The organism is Pauljensenia sp. 27098_8_83, from assembly GCF_041432695.1.
Lineage (GTDB): Bacteria > Actinomycetota > Actinomycetes > Actinomycetales > Actinomycetaceae > Pauljensenia.
Genome location: NZ_JAPWAD010000012.1, coordinates 17335 through 37329, shown reverse-complemented (window position 1 = coordinate 37329; position 19995 = coordinate 17335). Strand labels below are relative to the sequence as shown.

At 67.2% G+C, this 19995-nt stretch carries 20 protein-coding genes; 8 read left to right on the top strand and 12 right to left on the bottom strand.

Annotated features, from left to right (window positions below; translation table 11 throughout):
- Window positions 1–5 precede the first annotated feature (5 nt).
- Complete coding sequence (locus O3656_RS05865; RefSeq protein WP_500063088.1) at window positions 6–1112, top strand: glycosyltransferase; 1107 nt, start codon at window positions 6–8, stop codon at window positions 1110–1112.
- 9 nt (window positions 1113–1121) lie between these two features.
- On the opposite strand, the gene O3656_RS05860 is transcribed toward O3656_RS05865, so the two are convergent.
- From O3656_RS05860 to O3656_RS05850, 3 genes are read right to left on the bottom strand one after another with little or no spacing between them, the layout of a single operon-like run.
- Window positions 1122–2105, bottom strand: coding sequence for a Gfo/Idh/MocA family protein (locus tag O3656_RS05860; protein WP_500063054.1), 984 nt, complete (start codon window positions 2103–2105; stop codon window positions 1122–1124).
- A 1-nt stretch (window position 2106) separates the two neighbouring features.
- Complete coding sequence (locus O3656_RS05855; protein WP_500063053.1) at window positions 2107–3207, bottom strand: DegT/DnrJ/EryC1/StrS family aminotransferase; 1101 nt, start codon at window positions 3205–3207, stop codon at window positions 2107–2109.
- Entirely contained in the window at window positions 3204–3872 is a 669-nt protein-coding gene (locus O3656_RS05850; RefSeq protein WP_500063052.1) for an acyltransferase, read from the bottom strand. Before O3656_RS05850 ends, O3656_RS05855 begins: the two co-directional genes overlap by 4 nt.
- 92 nt (window positions 3873–3964) lie before the next feature.
- On the opposite strand from O3656_RS05850, the gene O3656_RS05845 reads away from it, so the two are divergent.
- The 4 genes from O3656_RS05845 to O3656_RS05830 are packed head-to-tail and all read left to right on the top strand — an operon-like array spanning window position 3965 to window position 7806.
- Window positions 3965–4645: a glycosyltransferase family 2 protein gene (locus O3656_RS05845; RefSeq protein WP_500063051.1), complete on the top strand. Its 681-nt coding sequence runs from the start codon at window positions 3965–3967 to the stop codon at window positions 4643–4645.
- Entirely contained in the window at window positions 4642–5112 is a 471-nt protein-coding gene (locus O3656_RS05840; protein ID WP_500063050.1) for a DUF2304 domain-containing protein, read from the top strand. Before O3656_RS05845 ends, O3656_RS05840 begins: the two co-directional genes overlap by 4 nt.
- Window positions 5105–6424 (top strand): LCP family protein, encoded by a 1320-nt coding sequence (locus O3656_RS05835; protein ID WP_500063049.1) that lies wholly within the window; start codon window positions 5105–5107, stop codon window positions 6422–6424. The genes O3656_RS05840 and O3656_RS05835 overlap by 8 nt, the downstream gene beginning before the upstream one ends.
- Window positions 6421–7806, top strand: coding sequence for an LCP family protein (locus O3656_RS05830; protein ID WP_500063048.1), 1386 nt, complete (start codon window positions 6421–6423; stop codon window positions 7804–7806). The genes O3656_RS05835 and O3656_RS05830 overlap by 4 nt, the downstream gene beginning before the upstream one ends.
- Window positions 7807–7905: 99 nt before the next feature.
- Here O3656_RS05830 and galE read toward each other — a convergent pair whose 3' ends face one another.
- The 6 genes from galE to O3656_RS05800 form a co-directional block, all read right to left on the bottom strand.
- Window positions 7906–8901, bottom strand: coding sequence for a UDP-glucose 4-epimerase GalE (gene galE, locus O3656_RS05825; RefSeq protein ID WP_500063047.1), 996 nt, complete (start codon window positions 8899–8901; stop codon window positions 7906–7908).
- Between the two features lie 63 nt (window positions 8902–8964).
- Window positions 8965–9519 (bottom strand): 5-(carboxyamino)imidazole ribonucleotide mutase, encoded by a 555-nt coding sequence (gene purE, locus O3656_RS05820; protein ID WP_500063046.1) that lies wholly within the window; start codon window positions 9517–9519, stop codon window positions 8965–8967.
- A gap of 66 nt (window positions 9520–9585) precedes the next feature.
- Window positions 9586–10740 (bottom strand): 5-(carboxyamino)imidazole ribonucleotide synthase, encoded by a 1155-nt coding sequence (locus tag O3656_RS05815; RefSeq protein WP_500063045.1) that lies wholly within the window; start codon window positions 10738–10740, stop codon window positions 9586–9588.
- 32 nt (window positions 10741–10772) lie between these two features.
- Window positions 10773–12101, bottom strand: a complete 1329-nt coding sequence (locus O3656_RS05810; protein ID WP_500063044.1) for an ATP-binding protein — start codon at window positions 12099–12101, stop codon at window positions 10773–10775.
- Between the two features lie 22 nt (window positions 12102–12123).
- Complete coding sequence (locus O3656_RS05805; RefSeq protein ID WP_003790196.1) at window positions 12124–12801, bottom strand: response regulator transcription factor; 678 nt, start codon at window positions 12799–12801, stop codon at window positions 12124–12126.
- A gap of 93 nt (window positions 12802–12894) precedes the next feature.
- The gene (locus O3656_RS05800; protein WP_500063043.1) at window positions 12895–13929 is read right to left on the bottom strand and encodes an adenylate/guanylate cyclase domain-containing protein; all 1035 of its coding nucleotides are present in this window, start codon (window positions 13927–13929) and stop codon (window positions 12895–12897) included.
- Window positions 13930–14155: 226 nt separating this feature from the next.
- Between O3656_RS05800 and O3656_RS05795 the strand changes: the two genes are divergently transcribed.
- The gene (locus O3656_RS05795; protein ID WP_500063042.1) at window positions 14156–14866 is read left to right on the top strand and encodes a Maf family protein; all 711 of its coding nucleotides are present in this window, start codon (window positions 14156–14158) and stop codon (window positions 14864–14866) included.
- A 44-nt stretch (window positions 14867–14910) separates the two neighbouring features.
- Complete coding sequence (dapD, locus tag O3656_RS05790; protein WP_500063041.1) at window positions 14911–15867, top strand: 2,3,4,5-tetrahydropyridine-2,6-dicarboxylate N-succinyltransferase; 957 nt, start codon at window positions 14911–14913, stop codon at window positions 15865–15867.
- A gap of 79 nt (window positions 15868–15946) precedes the next feature.
- Here dapD and dapC read toward each other — a convergent pair whose 3' ends face one another.
- On the bottom strand, window positions 15947–17092 hold the full coding sequence (gene dapC / locus O3656_RS05785) for a succinyldiaminopimelate transaminase (RefSeq protein ID WP_500063040.1): 1146 nt from the start codon (window positions 17090–17092) through the stop codon (window positions 15947–15949).
- Window positions 17093–17111: 19 nt separating this feature from the next.
- Window positions 17112–17453, bottom strand: coding sequence for a ferredoxin (fdxA, locus tag O3656_RS05780; protein ID WP_500063039.1), 342 nt, complete (start codon window positions 17451–17453; stop codon window positions 17112–17114).
- A gap of 52 nt (window positions 17454–17505) precedes the next feature.
- On the opposite strand from fdxA, the gene O3656_RS05775 reads away from it, so the two are divergent.
- Window positions 17506–17832 carry a putative acetyltransferase gene (locus tag O3656_RS05775; protein WP_500063038.1) on the top strand — a complete coding sequence of 109 codons (327 nt, stop codon included), beginning with the start codon at window positions 17506–17508 and terminating at the stop codon, window positions 17830–17832.
- A gap of 20 nt (window positions 17833–17852) precedes the next feature.
- Here the strand turns inward: O3656_RS05775 and typA are convergent, their stop codons facing one another.
- Entirely contained in the window at window positions 17853–19772 is a 1920-nt protein-coding gene (typA, locus tag O3656_RS05770) for a translational GTPase TypA (RefSeq protein ID WP_500063037.1), read from the bottom strand.
- Between the last annotated feature and the right edge of the window lie 223 nt (window positions 19773–19995).

Below are 19995 nucleotides of genomic sequence, written 5' to 3'. Positions count from 1 at the left end.
AACTCGTGAGGGTCGCCCTGACGAAGGGAACTCTGCTGGTTCCCCCGACCTACTTCGCGCTCTCACACGCCCTCGCGATGCCGGAGCTCGATTGGCGGGTCTTCACGCTCGCGGCGCGCATCGCCGATCCGGCCGTCACGCTCCCGATCGTCGAGGCGGCCCCCCGCGCGCTCGGCGGCCCGCTCCCGCTTCGCGTGGCAGCGCAGGCACGAGGCCTGGGACAGATGCGCCGCGCGATCACGTCGTGGTGTCCGGACCTTATCCACCAGCAGCAGGCGACCTGGTCCCTGCCGGCCGTTGGAGCCGCACGGGAGACGGGCGCGCCCCTCGTGGTGACGCTGCACGGCGGGGACGCCTACCCGAGGCTTGGGCGCGGCGTGGGGGCCGCGTGGAACGCGCGCAACCGTACGGCCGCCTTCGAGGGCGCCTCACGCCTGCTCGCCGTCTCGCACTACCTGGCGGACGTCGCACTGGGCGCGGGGGCCGACCCGCAGCGGCTGAGCGTGCACTATCAGGGCGTGGACACACGCTGGTGGACGCCAGCCACTCCGCCAGCCATTGATTCGCACGAGGAACCTATCGTCCTGTTTGTGGGCGCGCTCAGCCGCCTCAAGGGCGCAGGCGACCTGGCCCGAGCCTCGTCGACTCTGGTGGGGCGTCGCCCGCACCGCCTGGTTTTCGTCGGCGACGGGCCACTGGCACCCGCACTGCGCGCGCACGCGCCCGCGCACGTGTCGTTCACGGGCCGACTGGATCGCGAGGGGGTGCGAGACTGGATGCGCCGCGCCCACGTCCTCGTCCTGCCCACGAAGCCGACGGAAGGCCGGCAGGAAGCGGCCGGCCTCGTCCTGCTCGAGGCGCAGGCGTGCGGCGTTCCCGTCATCGCCTATTCCACGGGCGGGACGCCGGAGATGATCGCGCCGGGGGCCTCGCTCCTCACGGCCGACCGATCGCCGGACGCCCTCGCCCGCTCCATCGACGAGGCCTTGGCGTGGTCGCCGGACGAGCGCGCGGATCGCGGGGCGGCGTGCCGCGAATGGGTGATGCGCGAGCGCTCACTACGAGGCGCAACCGCGCAGCTACGTGCGATCTACGACGACCTCACGCGGTAGCGCACCACCCTACAGGTCGACGGAACGCCCGGACGCTGCCGAGGACAAGATGGCCTCGACGACGCGCAGGTTGTCCAGGGCCTCGTCCATCGTGACGTGCTCGCTGGCCACGCCGAGGATCGCGTCACGGAAGCGCTCGTGTTCGAGGGCGAGGGGTTCGCGCTTGGTGAGCGCGTAGCGCACGACCTGCCCCTCGCTGACCCCGCGGAACGCGGCGATCGCGTCCCACTGCAGGGGCGCATGGCCGTTCTCGTAGAAAGTCAGGTCCCCCATCGCGGTGTCGGCGACGAGTGCGCCGCGCTCCCCCGTCACGATCGTCGTGCGGTCCTTGTACGGGGTCAGCCAGTTGACGAGGTGATTGACGAGGATGCCGCCACGAAGCACGCCCGAGGCGACCATCATGTCCTCGTGCACTCGCCCCGAGCGCGCGGACGTGCGCGCGTAGATGCTCTCGTAGGGGGCACCCGCCACCCAGGCGGCCAGGTCCACGTCGTGCGTGGCCAGGTCCTTCACGACGCCGACGTCGCTGATGCGGGCGGGGAAGGGCGACTGGCGACGCGTCGCGATCTGCTCGATCTCGCCGAGCTGCCCCTCCGCGATCCGCCTGCGCATGTCGATGAGCGCGGGATTGCAGCGCTCGACGTAGCCGACGGCTCCCACGAGGCCCGCAGACGCAAACGCATCGCGGATCCGGCGGCCCGCCTCGACGCTCGTGGCGAGGGGCTTTTCGACGAGGGTGTGCACTCCGGCCTCGGCGAGCGCCAGGGCTGCGGCCTCGTGGTGGGCGGTGGGCGCGGCGACGATCGCGGCGTCAATACCGGCCTCGATCAGCTCCTTGACGCCGCCCAGGACGGGCAGGTCACCGGCGACGCCGAAGCGGTCGCCGCCCGGGTCAGCGAGGGCGACGAGGTCCACCCCGGCGGTCGCGCGGGCGTTGCGCACGTGGTGTCGGCCCATCGAGCCGATGCCAAGGATTCCCAGCCGAATGGCCATGTCAGGCCCCCGCTTCCGCGAGGGCGTTGACACCCTCCACGATGCGTTCCAGCTCGCCGGAAGTCAGGGAGGGGTAGATCGGCAGGGAGAGAACCTGGGCGGCGGCCTCGCGCGTGGCGGGCAGCTCCACGTCGGGGGCGAAACGGGCCAGGGAAGGCAACTCATGGTTCGGGATCGGGTAGTAGACGCCCGAGCCGACGCCGTACTCCTCGCGCAGGGCATCGGCGAAGCCGTCGCGGTCCTCGGGCACGCGGATCGTGTACTGGTGGTAGACGTGGGTGGCGCCGGGAGCAACGTGCGGGACGGTGACGCCGCGCAGGTGTGCGTCCAGGAACGCCGCGTTGCCTTGACGCGCGTGCGTCCAAGCCTCGACCTTGGTGAGCTGAACGCGCCCGATCGCCGCGTGAATATCGGTCATGCGGTTGTTGAGGCCCACGATTTCGTTGGCGTAGCGCGTCTCCATGCCCTGGTTGCGCGCGAGTCGCACGCCGCGAATAATGCCGGGGTCGCCGGAGGTGACCATGCCGCCCTCGCCACTCGTCATGTTCTTCGTCGGATAGAACGAGAACGCGGCAAAGGTGCCGAAGGAGCCGACAGCTTTCCCGTGCAGGCTCGCGCCGTGGGCCTGTGCGGCGTCCTCAAAGATCATGAGGCCGTGGGAATCAGCGATCGCCCGGAGCGCGTCCATGGGCGCGGGGTGGCCGTAAAGATGGACGGGCATGATGGCCCGCGTACGCTCAGTGATCGCGGCTTCGACGGCTGCCGGAGACAGCGTGAACGTCAGCGGGTCGATATCGGCGAACACAGGGGTCGCGCCCGTGATGGCCACCGAATTCGCGGTGGCGGCGAAGGTGAAGGAGGGGACGATGACCTCGTCACCCGGCCCGATTCCGGCGGTGAGCAGTCCCAGGTGCAGGGCGGAGGTCCCCGAGTTGACCGCGACGGCCCGCGTCCCAGGCACGAGAGCGGCCGCAAACTCCTCCTCGAACGCGGCCACCTGCGGGCCTTGAGCGATCATGCCCGTACGCATGACGGCGGCGACCGCGTCGATCTCCTCCTCGCCGATGAGCGGGCGGGCGGGCGGGATGAAAGGCTGCGTCACGGCTGCTCCTCACGGGTTTCGTCGGGTATTACGGGTGCGCTCGAGGACGAGGCCGGGGCAGCCTCGGGCGATAGGGTGCCGTCTCGCTCGACGTAGCGGCGTCCCGTGGCCGGGCATACCCACGTGCGGTCCCCGGCCTCGTTCGTCGGTTCCTCATCGGCGGCCACGAGCGGCACGCCGGCCTCGCCAACCCACCCGACGCGACGCGCGGGCACGCCGACGACGAGGGCATAGGGGGCCACGTCCGACGTGACGACCGCGCCCGCGCCGACCGACGCCCACTCGCCAATGTGCACGGGAGCCACGCACACGGCGCGAGCCCCGATGGCGGCGCCACGCTCGACGGTGACGCCGACGCGTTCCCAGTCGCTCGCGCTCTTCAGGGTGCCGTCAGCGTTAATCGCGCGGGGACAGTGGTCGTTCGTAAAGACGGCCGCGGGGCCGACGAATACGCCATCGGCCAGGGAGGCAGGCTCGTAAACGAGGGCGTAGTTCTGGATCTTGCAGCGATTCCCGACGCGTACACCTTCGCCGATGTAGGCGCCCCGCCCGATAATCGTGTCCTCCCCGACACGTGCATCTTCTCGCACCTGGGCGAGGTGCCACACGCGGGCGCTGAGGGCCACCATCGCACTGGGCGCCACGTCGGCGCTGGGCTCGATCACGATGCTTCCCTCTCCTTGTCTCCGCGCGCGGGTGCGCTCACAGATACCCACACTATAGGCGCGCGCCCATCCCAATGTGCGACACTAATCAAATGCAGATCGGCTCCGACACGTGGGTCGTCATCCCCGCGTTCAACGAGGCGCCCGTCATCGGGGGCGTCGTCGCGGGCGTTCGCACCCTTTTCCCGTATGTCCTCGTCGTCGATGACGCGTCAACGGATAACACCGCGGCCCTGGCCCGCGCGGCCGGCGCCTACACGGCCACCCACCCCCTCAACCTCGGTCAGGGCGCTGCCCTGCAGACCGGATTCGAGGCGGCGCTCGCGCGTGGGGCCCGCTACGTCGTCACTTTCGATGCCGATGGCCAGCACGATCCGGCGGATGCGGCGGCGATGGTTGATCGGGCGCGCGAGGAGGATCTTGCGTTTGTCCTCGGATCTCGCTTCCGCGACGGCGCGCATGCACAGGTCGGCATCGTCAAGCGCGCGATGCTAGGCCTCGGAGCCCTCGTTGCCCGTCTGCGCACCGGCATGGCCCTCACCGACACGCACAACGGGCTGCGGGTCATCCGCGCGGATGCTCTCACTCACGTGCACCTCACCCACGCGCGCATGGCCCACGCCTCGCAGATCGTCTCGCAGCTGGCGGCCTGTGGCCTGCCCGGCGCCGAACACCCCGTGACGATCTCCTACACGGACTACTCGAGGGCCAAGGGCCAGCCCCTGCTCAACTCCGTCAATATCGCCGTCGACCTGGCGTTGGGGGGACGATGAGCGCCTACATCGCGATCCGCGTCCTGTTGCTCCTGGCCCTCGGGCTCACCGCGTGGTGGCTCGTGCGCCCGGTATCCTCGGCCTCGTCCCTGGCCCTGCGCCGCATCGGCATCGGCGTCCTCGTCGCGTCGGCAATCGTCGCGATCCTCGTGCCGTCGCTGGCCAACACGGTTGCCCGCGCCATCGGCGTGGAACGTGGAGTCAACCTGATCGTCTACGGGCTCGTCATCGCATTGATTGCGCAGATGGTCACCGGATACCGACGCGAGGCCCGAGCCGAGGCACGCATGGCAACCCTGGCCCGCTCGCTCGCCCTCGCGCACGTCCTGCCTCCCGAGGACACAACCTCCGCAAACACCGTCGACCCTCCCGTTCACGCTGATGGCCCGGAAGTGGAACGCGCCGCTAACGGCCCTGATTTCCCGACAAACCCACCAGATAACGATATGGTTACAACCGATGAGTAACGTGAATCTGCGACCGATCCAGCACTCGGCCGTCAACTACGGACGCTTCGGCCTCCTGCGCGGCGCGCTCGCCGTGCTCCTGGCCGGAGTGCTCTTCGTAGTATCATCGGCGGGTTTCGTGTACGCGAGTTTGAGCAGTCAGTTCGCCAACCGCGTCGTCAACATCGATGCCTACTCGGTTGACGGTCAGAGCAAGGCGACCCCGGATTCTTTCGAGGGACGTGCGGTCAACATCCTCGTGGTCGGAACCGACTCACGCAGCGGCGCCAGCGGCGAGCTGGGTGCGGGCGACGCGGACGACGTTCCCGGCCTGCGCAACGACTCAACGATGGTGATTCACGTCAGCGCGGACCGCTCCCGCGTGCAGATCGTGTCCATCCCCCGTGACACACTGGTCGACATCCCCGCATGCAAGCACCGTGATGGCACCACCAGCGAGCCGACCAGCGACGACATGTTCAACAACGCGATGGTCTACGGCTCGAACGGTGGCGACGATCCGGAGGACATCGCTCCCGGCATCGCCTGCGTGAAGTCAACCGTTGAAAAGCTCTCCGGCATGTCCATCGACGCCTTCATGGTCGTTGATTTCGCGGGCTTTATTAGCATGATCGATGCGCTCGGCGGCGTCTGGTTCAACATCCCCGAGCACATCGAAGATGAGTCCGCCCAGCTCTACATCGACGCGGGCTGTTGGAAGCTGTCGGGCACTCACGCGCTGGCCTACATGCGCTCGCGCAAGGGGCAGGGCGACGGTTCCGACATTTCGCGCATCGGCCGCCAGCAGCAGCTGATTTCCGCGATGCTGCGCGAACTGCAGGAGAAAAACTACGTGACCGATCCCGGCGCGCTCATTAACTTCCTGCAGGCCGCGATTTCCGCCGTGAACGTCTCCGATAACCTGGGTAACGCCAGCTCGGACGCATCCCTGCTCATCAACGTGCTGCAAAAGGTGGATCGCACCAACATCCAGTTCGTCACCATGCCGGTCGAGGAGCCGTCCTGGGATCCGAATCGCCGCATTCCGTCCGATCCGATGGCTCACAACGTGTGGACCGCCCTGAAGAACGATCAGGCGCTGCCCGTGGGTACGACGTTCACGGACGGCAACGGCGCGCAGCTGGTGGTGCCCGATCCGACCGCGACAACGGCACCGTCGACGCCCGACCCGACGCAGGCTCCCACGACCGATCCCAGCTCGCATGAGACCACTACGGATAACACCGAGCAGTCTGCATCCGTCGCGAATAACGCGGCGAACGAGGAAGCCGCTAAGCAGACAGCCGCCACCTGCCCGCCGAAGGACCAATGAGCACTCCCCCCTCGTTTACACCGGATCCGAAACGACGCCGTCCCGCATCCGACGACGCCCACGTCGTCGGTGAAGAGGTGCGCGGCAGCGCCCCCACTCCCCCACCCGAGGCCCTGGCGCCGCAGATGTGGAGGATTTCGGAGGACGAGGCCGACGCCTCGCGCCCCCTGATGCCACGCACGCTGGACCAGCCGCAGCGCGACTCTCAGTCGATTTTCCCGCGCCGCACCCCCGTCCAGCGCCCGCCGTCGTTCCAGCCCGCATCGGCCTCCAACCCCCCGTCCTACGCGCCGGGCTCTGGCCGTTCCTCGGGCTCGAATACCTACGCGCCCTCCGGGAATGAGCCTCGTCAGGTGACGATCAATCGCGCCCAGGGCATGCCCGCGCCCGCGCCCGCCGCTCCTCCAGCCCCGTCGGCTCCGGTGAGCGCGCCAAGGCGACGCAAGCGCCGCCACCCGATCTTGAAGACCCTGTGCCTCTTCCTGGTCATCATCCTGGCGTGGGGCGGCTTTCTCATGTGGGATGCCAACACGAACATGGGTCGCGTGAGCGCGCTGTCGGGCGCCGCCGATACGCCCGGTACGACCTACCTGCTGGCCGGCTCGGACTCGCGTGCGGACGGCGCTGTCAAGGACGGTTTCGATGAGTCCGAGCGCGCTGACTCGATCATGCTCGTCAACGTCGCCCCGAACGGCCAGACGGTTGCGCTCTCGATTCCCCGCGACACGTACGCGGAGATCCCGGGCGTCGGCTGGGACAAGATCAACGCCTCCTACGCTTATGGCGGGCCGCAGCTGCTCGTCGAAACCGTCGAAAAGCTGACGGGTCTGACGGTCGATCACTTCGTTCAGATCGGCATGGGCGCCGTGCCCGACATGGTGGATGCTGTCGGCGGCGTCGAGCTGTGCTACGACAACGACGCGGACGACCAGTATTCCGGCCTCAAGTGGACCGCGGGCTGCCACACGGTGGACGGCACGACTGCGCTGCAGTTCTCACGTATGCGCTACCAGGACCCCGAGGGCGACATCGGCCGCACGAAGCGTCAGCGCCAGGTGATTTCGAAGGTCATTTCCTCGGCAGCCTCACCCTCAACCCTCATTAATCCCGCGAAGACCCTGCGCGTGGAGCGCGCGGGCTCCAAGTCCTTCACGGTTGACGAAGACTCCTCCGTCGTCACGGTCGCGTCGCTCGTGTGGGCGCTGCGCTCCGCCTCGTCGAATCAGATGATGGGCGTCCCGCCGATCGAGTCGCTGAACTTTACAACGAACGCGGGAGCATCCGCTGTCCTGCTGCGCGATACGACCGCAGACGATTTCTTCGCCAAGCTGCGCGCCGGTACGCTGACGACGTCGGATCTCAACCAGGTCGACGGGATCTAACGCACTGCGCCCAGCATCGCGCCTACGTTCGACGATACAAGCACCGGCCTCGTTTCCTTCCAGGAACGAGGCCGGTGCTCTATCGGCGCCGACAGGTACTCAGGCACCGGGGACGGTGATCGGGCGAGGACCCGCCTGCCAGCCTTCCCAGGCGGAGGTGAGGATCTCCTCGACCCCGTTGTTGGCCTTCCAGCCGAGGTCGACACCAATCGACAGCGGATCACCGATCAGCTTGGGCGGGTCGCCGGCGCGGCGGTCCAGCTCCTCAACGGGGAAGTCCCAGCCGATAACGCGGCGCAGGCCGTCGATAATCTCGCGGACGGAGGTGCCCAGTCCGGTCCCCACGTTGTAGGTGTGATGGTCGGGCTGACGCCCCTCGGCCAGCACGTCAAGGGCCGCGATGTGTGCCTCCGCCAGATCCAGGACGTGGATGTAGTCGCGGATGCAGGTGCCGTCGGGGGTGTCGTAGTCAGTGCCGAAGATCTTGGCGCTCTCGCCTCGCTCAACGCGGTCCAGCACCATCGGGATCAGATTCATGACGGCGTCGTCGGCCAGGTCGGGCCACCCGGCACCCGCAACGTTGAAGTAGCGCAGGCCGATCCACTTCAAGTCCCAGGCGCGCTCGCAGTCAGCCATCAGCCATTCGCCGATCAGCTTCGTCTCGCCGTAGGGGTTGATGGGGTGACCGGCCATGTCCTCGGTAACCACAGGCAGCTCGGGAGTTCCGTACACTGCGGCCGAGGACGAGAAGATCATCTGGTCGACTCCGGCGTCCTCCATCGCCAGGAGAACGTTGGCCATTCCGCCGATGTTCTGCTGGTAGTACCAGGCGGGGCGTTCGACGGACTCGCCGACCTGCTTGCGCGCGGAGAAGTGGATGACGGCCGTGACGTCCTCGTCCACCATGAGGGTAGACAGCGCCGAGCGGGCTTCATCCAGCGTCACGTCAAGCTTCACGAGCTTGGCGTCGCCGACGCGCGATGCCTTACCACTCGACAGGTCGTCGACGACAACGACGCGATCCCCGCGCTGACGCAGGAGGCGGACAACATGCGCGCCGATGTAGCCGGCGCCGCCACAAACGAGAATGCTCATGGTTCCAGGATACGACGCACCGACCCCTTAGGGCTACCCGCACCGTGCTTGTGTTTGCGTTGCTCAGCGTGCCTCTGACACGCGTCGAGCGAGCGCCGCGCCCTTCGCGCTGGCAACGTTTCGCAGATCCTTCTGGAACGAACGCATCTGGGCGCGCAGGCCCTCGGCGCGCTCGCCTTCGCCCGCACCGAGGATCCGTGCGGCGAGCAGGCCCGCGTTACGCGCACCCGCGATGGAGACGGTCGCGACGGGGACACCGGCGGGCATCTGGACGATGGAGTGCAGGGAGTCGACGCCGTCAAGGTGCTTGAGCGGCACAGGGACGCCGATGACGGGTAGCTCAGTGAGGGCTGCGAGCATGCCGGGCAGGTGGGCCGCTCCCCCAGCTCCGGCGATGATGACGCGCAGGCCGCGTGCCGAGGCGCTCCTCCCGTAGGCCACCATGTCCTCGGGCATGCGGTGGGCGGAGACGACGCCGACCTCGCAGGCGATGCCGAACTCCGCGAGCGCAGCAACGGCGGGCTCCATGGTCGGCCAGTCAGAGTCGGAACCCATGACGACGCCGACGATCGGATTATCGCCGGTGGCGGTCAGCTGGATGTCAAGGTCGGTAGTCACGGGCAGTCCTTTCGGGAGGGAACGAGGCCGGGGCACCTGGTCCCGCGGCCGTCAGTGGGTGGAAGGTTAGTCGGTGGGTGCGTCGCCCCGGAGAGCGGCGACTGCGGCCCGTGCCCGCTCAAGGGCGAGGGCGGGGTCCTGATCGACGACGGTGACGTGTCCGAGCTTGCGGCCGGGGCGCACTTCCTTGCCGTACAGGTGGACCTTCGCGCCCGCTCCCCCGGCCGCGAAGGCCGCTGCGAGGGCGCGCGCGGGCTGATCGTGAGCCGAGCCGAGGAGATTCACCATGACGGAGTGCGAGCCCGGAGCACGCAGATCGGTCGAGCCGAGCGGCAGATCGAGGACGGCGCGCAGGTGCTGCTCGAACTGGCTGGTGATCGCCCCGTCGATGGTCCAGTGCCCCGTATTATGAGGACGCATGGCGAGCTCGTTGACGAGGACGCGCTCGTCCGCACCCTCACCGACGACAAACATTTCGACGGCGAGGACGCCGGTAACTCCCAGCTCGGAGGCGATGCACTCGCCGATGCGGCGTGCCTCGGCGGCCGTCTCGGGTCGGATACCGACGGCGGGAGCGGTCACCTCGGCGCACACGCCGTCCACCTGCACGGTGGAGGCGACGGGCCACGAGGCAATCTCGCCCGACGGGGTGCGCGCCAGCAGAGCAGCCACCTCGCCCGTGAAGGGAACCAGGGCCTCGGCCAGGAGGGGACCATGCCCCCACCAGGAGGACACGTCCGCAGGGCTATGAGCGACAGCCACACCGTGCCCGTCGTAACCGCCGCGCGGCGTCTTGACGATGAGAGGCCAACCGATCGTGGCACCGAACTCCTCCAGCTGGGATTCGTCCTCGACGCGGGCCCACGCGGGGCACGGAATGCCCATCGCGGTCAGGCGCTCGCGCATGGCGAGCTTGTCCTGCGCGTAGAGCAGGGCGCTCGCCGGGGGCTGAACGGAGACGAGGCGCGCAGCCTCCTCCATGGTGGCCGCTGGAATGTGCTCATGCTCGAAGGTGAGGACGTCCGCGCCGTCGATGAGCGCGCGGACCGCATCCAGGTCGGCGGGAGCCCCAGCCGCCTTATCAACCGTCACCTGCCCGGTCGACCCGTCGTCGGCCTCGACAAGTGCGCGCAGGTTGATTCCGAGCGCAATCGCGCTCTCCTGCATCATCCGTGCCAGCTGTCCGCCGCCAATGACGGCAACGGTGGGAGGTGTGCGCATCTCGTATTCCACTCCTTGAATCTATCGCGCCGCTAGAAGCGCCGCGAGCGGCGTCCCATGGACATGAGGGGTCCCTCAGGCATCACGCGGTCCGGGTCCAGCGATGCGGGAATCGCCGCGACCGACACCGTGAAAACGGGGGGCTTGTTCGTCTTCAGCTCGAGGCGCCCGCCCATCGCCTGCGCAAGGTCATGGGCCAGGGCCAGGCCGATGCCAGTCGAGCCGTGTCCCGAGACACCTTTTTCGAAAATATCGGGGGCGAGGCTCTCATCAATGCCCTCGCCTTCGTCGCTCACCTCAATGACGACACCGCGCTTGGATGTGCCTGCGTGCGCCCACACGCGCGTGGTCCCACCGCCGTAGCGCAGGGAGTTTTCGATGAGGGTGGCCAGGACCTGACCGAGCTTTCCAGCATCGGCGAGGATCGGACGCTCAGCTTCGTCGAGGAATACGAGGGATCGTCCGGCGGCCTCGAACTGGTCCTCCCACTCCTCGCGGGCCGTGTTGAAGACCTCGAGAATGTGGATGGCCTCGGTCTGGCTGGTCTGTCGCCGCGAGACGTCCAGGAGCTCCGTCACGACGTTCGTCATGCGCTCGACCTGTTCGAGGCACGTGCGGGCTTCAGCGCGCACTTCATCCTCCGTGGAGATCAGTTCGATCTCCTCCAGGCGCATAGACAGTGCCGTCAGAGGGGTGCGCAGCTGGTGCGAGGCATCGGCGGCCGCCTGACGCTCAGCCGCGAGTCGGCCCGCCATACGTTCACCGGTGCGGGCCAGCTCCTCGGAGACCAGGTCGATTTCCTCGATGCCGGACTTCTCGACACGGGCGCGCACACCGCCCGAACCGATCTGCTCAGCCTGGGCGGCCAGGTAGATGAGGGGAGCGGACAGATCGCGCGACAGGGCACGAGCCATGAGCCAGCCGATCAGCATCGACAGGGCCATGCCAGCTCCGAAAAGCGAGCACGTCCACGCAATGCGCGACAGTGCCGCCGACGCGGATGAGGTGAGTTGGACGGAGATTCCGCTGGGGGACGAGGCGATGGCCGTCATGGTGCGGCCCGGGATGATCTTCGCGTTGGTGACGAGGTTCGCATCGGGAACCTTAATCCGATACGCGAGTTCGCCGCCCCGGCTCTTCGCCTGATCGGTGACGAGCGACGCAAGGGTCGCGGGGTCGGTGCTCTCCCCCGCCGCCCACCTGCGTTCAACGCTCTGCAAGATCGACTGGGACTGGACCTCAAGGCCTCGCTGCTCGGACGCCCAGATGGAGACGGACGCGAAGAAGGCGCCGGGGAGTCCCATCAGAAGGCACACGACGGCGACGACCGAGACGATCATCCTCACCGCGCGTGCGCGCATGACGAGCCTCCCTCAGCGGCGTTCAGCGAGCGTTTTCGAAGCGGAAACCCATCCCGCGGACGGTCGTGATGTAGTGCGGGTCGGTTGCGTCGTCGCCGAGCTTGCGACGCAGCCACGACACGTGCATGTCGAGGGTCTTCGTAGAGCCGGTCGGATCCGAGCCCCAGACCTCGCGCATGAGGGTGTCGCGGGCGACGACGGATCCGGCCTCGCGCAGGAGGACGCGCAAGAGGTCGAATTCCTTGGCCGTCAGGCTCAGCTCGACATCACCGACGAAGGCGCGATGTGCGGCGACATCCATGCGAATATCCTGCGCGCGCAGCTCACCCTCGACGGGTTCCGCGGCCTGGCGGCGCAGGAGGGCGCGCACGCGGGCAAGAAGCTCGGCCAGACGGAACGGCTTCGTCACGTAGTCATCTGCACCGGCGTCGAGGCCGACAACCATGTCAACTTCGTCCGTGCGGGCGGTGAGGATCAGGATCGGGACTCGGTTGCCGGAGGAGCGGATCTCGCGAGCGACATCCAGGCCGTCCATGTCCGGCAGACCGAGGTCCAGGACGACCAGGTCAACGCCACGCACATCGGCGAGGGCCTCAGCGCCCGTCGCGTGTGCACGCACGTCGTAGCCCTCCCTGCCCAGCGCGCGGGCAAGGGGCTCAGAGATGGCCGGATCGTCTTCAACGAGGAGAACTGTAGTCACGCGTTCATCTTAGCAATTCCGAACCAAAACTTGCACCTTTCTTGACCCGTTATCCGGGCCAATCAGGCACTCGTTCACACTGCGAGATGAACGTTAGTTGACAACGCTCGAGAGCAGGTACGGCGAGACCGGACCGAAACCACGCAAGTCTGCGGTCGGGAACTCTTCGAGCTCATATCCGTCACCGACCTCGCCGGCCGCGATGGCGGCAGCCGTGGTCGGATCCGTCAGGATCTTGCCCACCGGCGCGATATCCACGAGGCGAGATGCAAGGTTGACGGTGGGGCCGAAGACATCGCCCGAACGCGAGAACACATCGCCGCGCACGAACGAGGCACGCACCGGCAGCATCTCATCATCAGCATTGAGGCGTTCAATCAGAGACGTGGCCACGCGCAGGCCGGTCGACAGATCGTCCGCAATGTAGAGGACAGCATCGCCGATCATCTTGACGACGCGACCGCCCTCCTCAATGACGGCGTTACGACTCTCTTCTTCGAAGCGCTCAATGAGCCCCACGAGAGCGTCACCGAGGATCGTCGAGGAGGACGTGTAGGACACCATGTCCACGAAGCCAAGGCAGCGGTTGAGCGGGAAACGATTATGGCGCTCCTCATGCCCGCGCTGGGAGACCTCGCGGTCGAAACGGGACAGCGCTGCCTCAAGCTGACGCCGCCACGCATAGGTGAACATCTCCTGGAAGACGTCGATGTACTCACGCATATGGTCGAGCACGTACATACGAGCAGTCGTGTCATCCAGCATGAAGCGACGCATCGAGTCCTCGACCAGGGCCTCGAACTGCCACAGAGCCAGACGGTCGGCCAGGTGAGCGTTCGCGCGCAGGAGGGAACGAGAGGTCGATGTATCAATGCCGCCCGATTCGACAAGCTCATGCCAGCGACTGAAAACATCCAGGTCGCGCTGCGAAAAAACCTTGTCATCGGCGGTAGGAGCCTGGAAGCCGAGGGCGATCCAGAAACGGAAGACGCGCTCGATAGGCGTATTCGTCGCCTCCGCAATGTCGCGGGCGGAATACGTCAGATGACCACCGAGCAGCTGAGGAACGTAGCTTGTTGCGGTCAGGTCATCAGGAGTTGCAGGGGACGAAGCCGCGCGCTCATCCATCGCAAATCCCTCCTCTTTGAGCTGACTCAACACCACATCAGCGGGTAACGGTATATCAGATCACTTTTCAAAGTCACATCGGGAATGCGACCTCGCACATTGACAATTGTAGTAGTCTGATGGGTTTTTCTCTAGAGAATTGCACGTTTACCTGCGAAAACCGAGATTCCTGCACCAAATTGCACCTTGTCTGTGCGCAGGAAGCACGTTGGGAGACAATGTCCTCATGCGCCTTGTTCTTGCCTCAGCATCCCCCGCCCGCCGCGCGACCCTCATTGCGGCGGGCATCACACCAATCGTTCATGTATCAACGGTTGACGAGGACGCCATCCTCGCCGCACTCCCCGGAGGTCGAGCCTTTTGCGGCGGCACAACCACCCCCGCCGACGAAGTCGCAGCGCTCGCAGCAGCTAAGTGCTCGGATGTCTGCGCCTCACTGAGCGCCCCCGGCAAGGTTTCCGACCTTCCCGAGGGCGAGCCCGTCCTCGTCGTCGGCTGCGACTCAATGCTCGAGATCGGCGGCCAGATGCTGGGCAAGCCCCACACTCCCGACGTCGCACGCGAGCGCATCCGCGCCATGCGCCGCACGACCGCAACCCTGTGGACAGGCCACTGCGCGGCTATCCTCGCCCCGGCCTCGTCGAGGTACGAAGGCACAGCCGAGGAACGCACGGTAAGCGCAAGCCTCACCCGCTCCGCCTCGACCCAGGTCCACTTCGGGGACATCTCGGATGCCGAGATCGACGCATACGTGGCCACCGGCGAGCCCCTGCACGTTGCCGGTTCGTTTACGGTCGATGGGCTCGGCGGGCCCTTCATCGAGGGCGTAACAGGCGATTATCACTCGGTCGTCGGCATCTCCCTGCCCCTGCTGCGGTCCATGGCCACCGAGCTCGGCGTATTCTGGCCCCACCTGTGGGATGCGCCGCGCCCCTGAGTTTCAGCGCTTGTCCCCCTCCCATCGCCCCGTACTGTAGGGACATGGACAACAGCACTGCATGGGGCATCGGCCTCGCAACGATCACTCTGGACGGAACGACACTCGACACGTGGTACCCCGCCCCGCACCTGGGCGAGCCCGGCACCGACGAGGAACTGGCGACCTCGCTGTCCGTGCTGGAACGCGTCGATGACGCGCGCCGCGTGCGCACCGTCGTCGTGAACACGACGATTGACCTGCAAGAGGCCCCCGCCTCGACGGAGGACGCCTACCTGCGCCTGCACCTGCTCTCCCACCGCCTGGTGGCACCCAACACGATCAACCTGGACGGTATCTTCGCGGTGCTGCCCAACGTCGTGTGGACGGACGCCGGCCCGTGCGCTGTCGCAGACTTTGAGGCCACCCGCCTGCGCCTGCGCGCCCGTGACGGCCACCCCGTGACCGTGCAGGGCGTCGACAAGTTCCCGCCGATGGTCAACTACGTGCTGCCGACCGGCGTGCGCATTGCCGACGGCACGCGCGTGCGCCTGGGTGCCTACCTCTCCGAGGGAACGACCGTCATGCACGCCGGCTTCGTCAACTTCAACGCCGGCACGCTGGGCCGCTCGATGGTCGAGGGCCGCGTCTCGCAGGGCGTCGTCATCGGCGACGGCTCGGATGTGGGCGGCGGCGCCTCCACGATGGGCACTCTCTCGGGCGGCGGCAAGCAGCGCGTGCGCCTGGGCGAGCGCTGCCTCCTGGGCGCGAACTCGGGCCTGGGCATCGCTCTGGGCGACGACTGCGTGGTCGAGGCCGGCCTGTACGTGACCGCCGGCGCGAAGGTCACGCTCATTGATTCCTCCGGCGAGGCCGAGCCGCGCACGATTGCGGCCCGCGAGCTGTCGGGTGCGTCGAACATCCTGTTCCGCCGCAACTCCCAGACCGGCCGTATCGAGGCCATTGCCCGCGCGGGCGTGGTGGGCATCGAGCTCAACGACGCACTGCACGCGTCGAACTGAGTTTTCCTATCAACCAGGCCGGGGCCACCCGTGCGCAGTGTACGCGGGTGGCCCCGGCCTCGTTGTATCGACGCGTCTCTCAGCGCACGTTCCATGCCTCGCGGATGCGCTTCGCTGCGGCAGCCACGCGCTCGTCGGTGGCGGTCAGGGCCACGCGCACGCGCCCGTGGGCGGCCGTGCCGTAGAAGTCGCCGGGCGCCGCGAGAATGCCGAGGTCGGCCAGGTGGTTCACGAGCGCCCATGAGTCGGTCGGGTTGGCAGGGTCGGCGACCCACAGGTACAGGCCAGCGGCGCTGTCGGGGTCGACGTCGAGGCCAGCATCGGTCAGCGCATCGAGGAGGAGGGCACGACGCGCCGCATAGACGCCGCGCTGGCGCTCCACGTGCTCAGTGTCGCGGAGGGCGACCGCCATCGCGTGCTGAACCGGGGCGGGCACCATGAGCCCGGAGTGCTTGCGCACGCTCACGATGGGGGCGACCAGCGCGGGATCACCGTAGATGAGGGCGCCTCGGTAGCCCGCAAGATTCGACTGCTTGGACAGCGAGTACAGGACGAGCAGACCGCTCGCGTCGCCGTCGCACACGTCCGTGTCGAGCAGAGAGGGCACGCCCTCGCTCACGTAGGGCTCGGACCAGGGCAGCGCCGCGTAGCACTCGTCGGAGACGACGACTGCGCCGTGGGCACGCGCCCAGGCGACGACCGCGCGCAGCTCGTCCTTGCTCATCACGTGGCCGTCGGGGTTGCCCGGGGAGTTCAGGTAGACGAGCGCGGCCTCGGGCCAGCGCTCGGGGTTCGTCGGATCCACGGCGACGGGCGTGGCACCCGCGAGCCGGGCACCGATGTCGTAGGTCGGGTAGGCAACCTCGGGCACGAGGACGGCGTCGCCCGCGCACACACCCAGGAGGGCGGGAATCCAGGCGACTGCTTCCTTCGATCCGATCGTGGGGACCACGCCGCCGCGGCCAACGTCGACCATGCCCCGTCGCTGTCCCCACGCAAGGATCGCATCGCGCACCTCGGTAGTGCCAATCACCGTCGGGTAGCCGTGCGCGTTGGATGCGTCGGCCAGGGCCTCGCGGATGAACGCGGGCGTATCGTCGACGGGTGTTCCGACGCTGAGATCGCAAATTCCCCCGGGATGGCCGGCCGCGCGCGCTTTTGCGGGTGCCAGCTGATCCCAGGGGAATTCGGGCAGGTCAAGGGGGCGGGGAAGGATCGTGGTCATACCCCTACCCTATCGACTGTCAGAGGTTTTCGGCCTTCCAGTCCTCATTCTGAGGCGGCAGCGCGGTGATCATCGAATCGTCGAAGTCCTGGACGCCGGTCTTCTGGGCGCCGCCGGGGCTGCCCAGCTCGTTGAAGAATTCGGCGTTGGCGCGCAGGTAGTCCGACCACTCATCGGGCAGGTCGTCCTCGTAGAAGATGGCCTCGGTCGGGCACACGGGCTCGCATGCGCCGCAGTCCACGCACTCCTCGGGGTGGATGTAGAGCGAACGGGCACCCTCGTAGATGCAGTCGACGGGGCACTCGTCCACGCATGCGCGATCCTTGACGTCCACGCAGGGCTGCGCGATGACGTAGGTCATGAGACGTTCCTCCTGGTCAGTTCTAAAGACTCGTTGATTCTATTATTCACGTATGAGCAACCCCGAGTCACCCCGCGCCACAAAGATCGCCACAAGCGGCGGAAATACGCCGATTCCATCGAACGGAACGGATGGGGCGCGCGAGGAAATTTCCGCACGCGCACCTGGCGCAATTCCCGCCTTGCCGTGGATGAGCTTCAGGGTCGGCGAGAGGATCGTCATCCGCTACCGCCTGGCAGACGGGCTGCACGATGCGCTCGGAGAGGCGCTCGAGGTTGCTCCCACGCACGTCACCGTTGCGACGAGGCGCGGGCCGGTCCGCGTGGATGCCCGCACGATGGTGACAGGCAAGCGCGTGCCGCCTCCGCCCACCATCTAGCGAGCGGAGGGCGAGGCAGTTCAGCGGTTGGCGCGACGCTCGCGGGCGGCGATCTTGAAGCGCTCCTGGGCGTCCAGGACGACCTTGCGCACGCGCACGGCCTCGGGCGTGACCTCGACGCACTCGTCGTTGGCTGCGAACTCGAGGGACTCCTCGAGGGTGAGCTTGCGCGAGGGGGTCAGCGACTCGTACACGTCGGCGGTCGCGCTGCGGGTGTTGGTCTGCTTCTTTTCGCGGCAGATGTTCACGTCCATGTCCTCGCCGCGCGGGTTTTCGCCCACAACCTGGCCCTCGTAGACCTCGGAGGAAGGCTCGACGATGAAGGAGCCGCGCTCCTGCAGGTTCGTCATGGCGTACGGCGTGGCCTGGCCGGCGCGGTCGGCGACGAGGGAGCCCGTGAGGCGCTGCTCGATGGTGCCCTGCCAGGGCGCGTAGCCGTCAGCGATGGACGAGGCGATGCCGGTGCCGCGCGTTTCGGTGAGGAAACGCGTGCGGAATCCGATGAGGCCTCGCGCGGGAACCACGAATTCCAGGCGGATCCAGCCCGAACCGTGGTTTGCCATGGTCTCCATGCGGCCCTTGCGGGCGGCCATCAGCTGCGTCACCGCGCCGAGGTATTCCTCGGGGATGTCGATCGTCATGCGCTCCATGGGCTCGCTGAGGACGCCGTCGATCTCCTTGGTGACGACCTGCGGCTTGCCGACGGTTAGCTCGAAGCCCTCGCGGCGCATCTGCTCAACGAGGATTGCCAGGGCGAGCTCGCCACGGCCCTGGACCTCCCAGGCGTCGGGGCGCTCGGTGGGCAGGACCTTCAGGGACACGTTGCCGATGAGCTCGCGGTCGAGGCGATCCTTGACCTGACGGGCCGTGACCTTGGCGCCCTTCACGCGGCCCGCCATGGGCGAGGTGTTGATGCCGATGGTCATCGAGATGGCCGGGTCGTCGACCGTGATGAGCGGGAGAGGACGCGGATCATCGAGGTCGACGAGGGACTCGCCGATCATGATGTCCTCGATACCGGCGACGGCGACGATGTCGCCGGGGGCAGCGGAGTCGGTGGACACGCGCTCGAGGCCCTCGGTGGCCAGCAGCTCGGAGATGTGGACGCGCTGGATCGTGCCGTCGTGGCGCGCCAGGCCCACGTCCGCGCCCTTCTTGAGGGTGCCATTGTGGATGCGCAGCAGGGCGAGACGGCCCAGGAACGGCGAAGCGTCCAGGTTGGTGACGTGTGCCTGCAGCGGCATGTCCTCGTCGTAGGAGGGGCCGGGGATACGGTTGAGGATGGTCTCGAACAGGGGCTCAAGGTCCTCGGTGGGCAGCTGGCCGTCGCCCGGGTTCTCCAGGGAGCACTTGCCGGCCTTGGCGGAGGCGTAGACGACGGGGACGTCCATGAGAGAGTCCACGTCGATGTCGATGCCCTCATTCATGAGGTCCTCGCCCAGCGAGAGCAGCAGGTCGGTGGTCTCGGAGACGACCTCTTCGATGCGCGAGTCGGGGCGGTCGACCTTGTTGACGACGACGATGACGGGCAGGTGAGCCTGGAGGGCCTTACGCAGCACGAAGCGCGTCTGCGGGAGCGGACCTTCGGAGGCATCAACCATGAGGACGACGCCGTCGACCATCGACAGGCCACGCTCAACCTCGCCACCGAAATCGGCGTGGCCGGGGGTGTCGATGACGTTGATGGTGACGCCATCTTCCAGGCCGAGAGCCTGTGCGGCGGGGCCGCGATAGTGGACGGCGGTGTTCTTCGCGAGAATGGTAATGCCCTTCTCGCGCTCGAGATCGCCGGAGTCCATGACGCGCTCACCGGTCTTTTCGACCGTGTCACGCTCGGAGAACGCTCCGGATTGCCAGAGCATTGCGTCAACCAGCGTGGTCTTTCCGTGATCGACGTGTGCGACGATCGCGACGTTTCGCAGGTCGGGACGCGTGGACATATGTGGACTCCTCAAATGTGGATACAGATTTATGCGCGTTGGGGGCGAGCACGTCGCGAAGACGAGCGGTTCGAACCGATTTCACGCACATACGTCCTCAAGAATATCGACTCAACGACGGGCAATGCGATCCCCACCCTGCGAATTCCACCACGTCACGGTCATCAGGTGGCCATCTCAGCGACCTCCGGCCGGTCTATTTGCTCGATAACAAGCGATGGCG

Bases quoted from the DNA above. Each gene is read 5' to 3' on its own strand.
- O3656_RS05860 (WP_500063054.1), bottom strand. From the start codon at position 2,105: ATGGCCATTCGGCTGGGAATCCTTGGCATCGGCTCGATGGGCCGACAC.
- O3656_RS05845 (WP_500063051.1), top strand. From the start codon at position 3,965: ATGCAGATCGGCTCCGACACGTGGGTCGTCATCCCCGCGTTCAACGAG.
- O3656_RS05840 (WP_500063050.1), top strand. From the start codon at position 4,642: ATGAGCGCCTACATCGCGATCCGCGTCCTGTTGCTCCTGGCCCTCGGG.
- O3656_RS05835 (WP_500063049.1), top strand. From the start codon at position 5,105: ATGAGTAACGTGAATCTGCGACCGATCCAGCACTCGGCCGTCAACTAC.
- O3656_RS05830 (WP_500063048.1), top strand. From the start codon at position 6,421: ATGAGCACTCCCCCCTCGTTTACACCGGATCCGAAACGACGCCGTCCC.
- galE (WP_500063047.1), bottom strand. From the start codon at position 8,901: ATGAGCATTCTCGTTTGTGGCGGCGCCGGCTACATCGGCGCGCATGTT.
- O3656_RS05815 (WP_500063045.1), bottom strand. From the start codon at position 10,740: ATGCGCACACCTCCCACCGTTGCCGTCATTGGCGGCGGACAGCTGGCA.
- O3656_RS05810 (WP_500063044.1), bottom strand. From the start codon at position 12,101: ATGCGCGCACGCGCGGTGAGGATGATCGTCTCGGTCGTCGCCGTCGTG.
- O3656_RS05800 (WP_500063043.1), bottom strand. From the start codon at position 13,929: ATGGATGAGCGCGCGGCTTCGTCCCCTGCAACTCCTGATGACCTGACC.
- O3656_RS05795 (WP_500063042.1), top strand. From the start codon at position 14,156: ATGCGCCTTGTTCTTGCCTCAGCATCCCCCGCCCGCCGCGCGACCCTC.
- dapD (WP_500063041.1), top strand. From the start codon at position 14,911: ATGGACAACAGCACTGCATGGGGCATCGGCCTCGCAACGATCACTCTG.
- dapC (WP_500063040.1), bottom strand. From the start codon at position 17,092: ATGACCACGATCCTTCCCCGCCCCCTTGACCTGCCCGAATTCCCCTGG.
- fdxA (WP_500063039.1), bottom strand. From the start codon at position 17,453: ATGACCTACGTCATCGCGCAGCCCTGCGTGGACGTCAAGGATCGCGCA.
- O3656_RS05775 (WP_500063038.1), top strand. From the start codon at position 17,506: ATGAGCAACCCCGAGTCACCCCGCGCCACAAAGATCGCCACAAGCGGC.
- typA (WP_500063037.1), bottom strand. From the start codon at position 19,772: ATGTCCACGCGTCCCGACCTGCGAAACGTCGCGATCGTCGCACACGTC.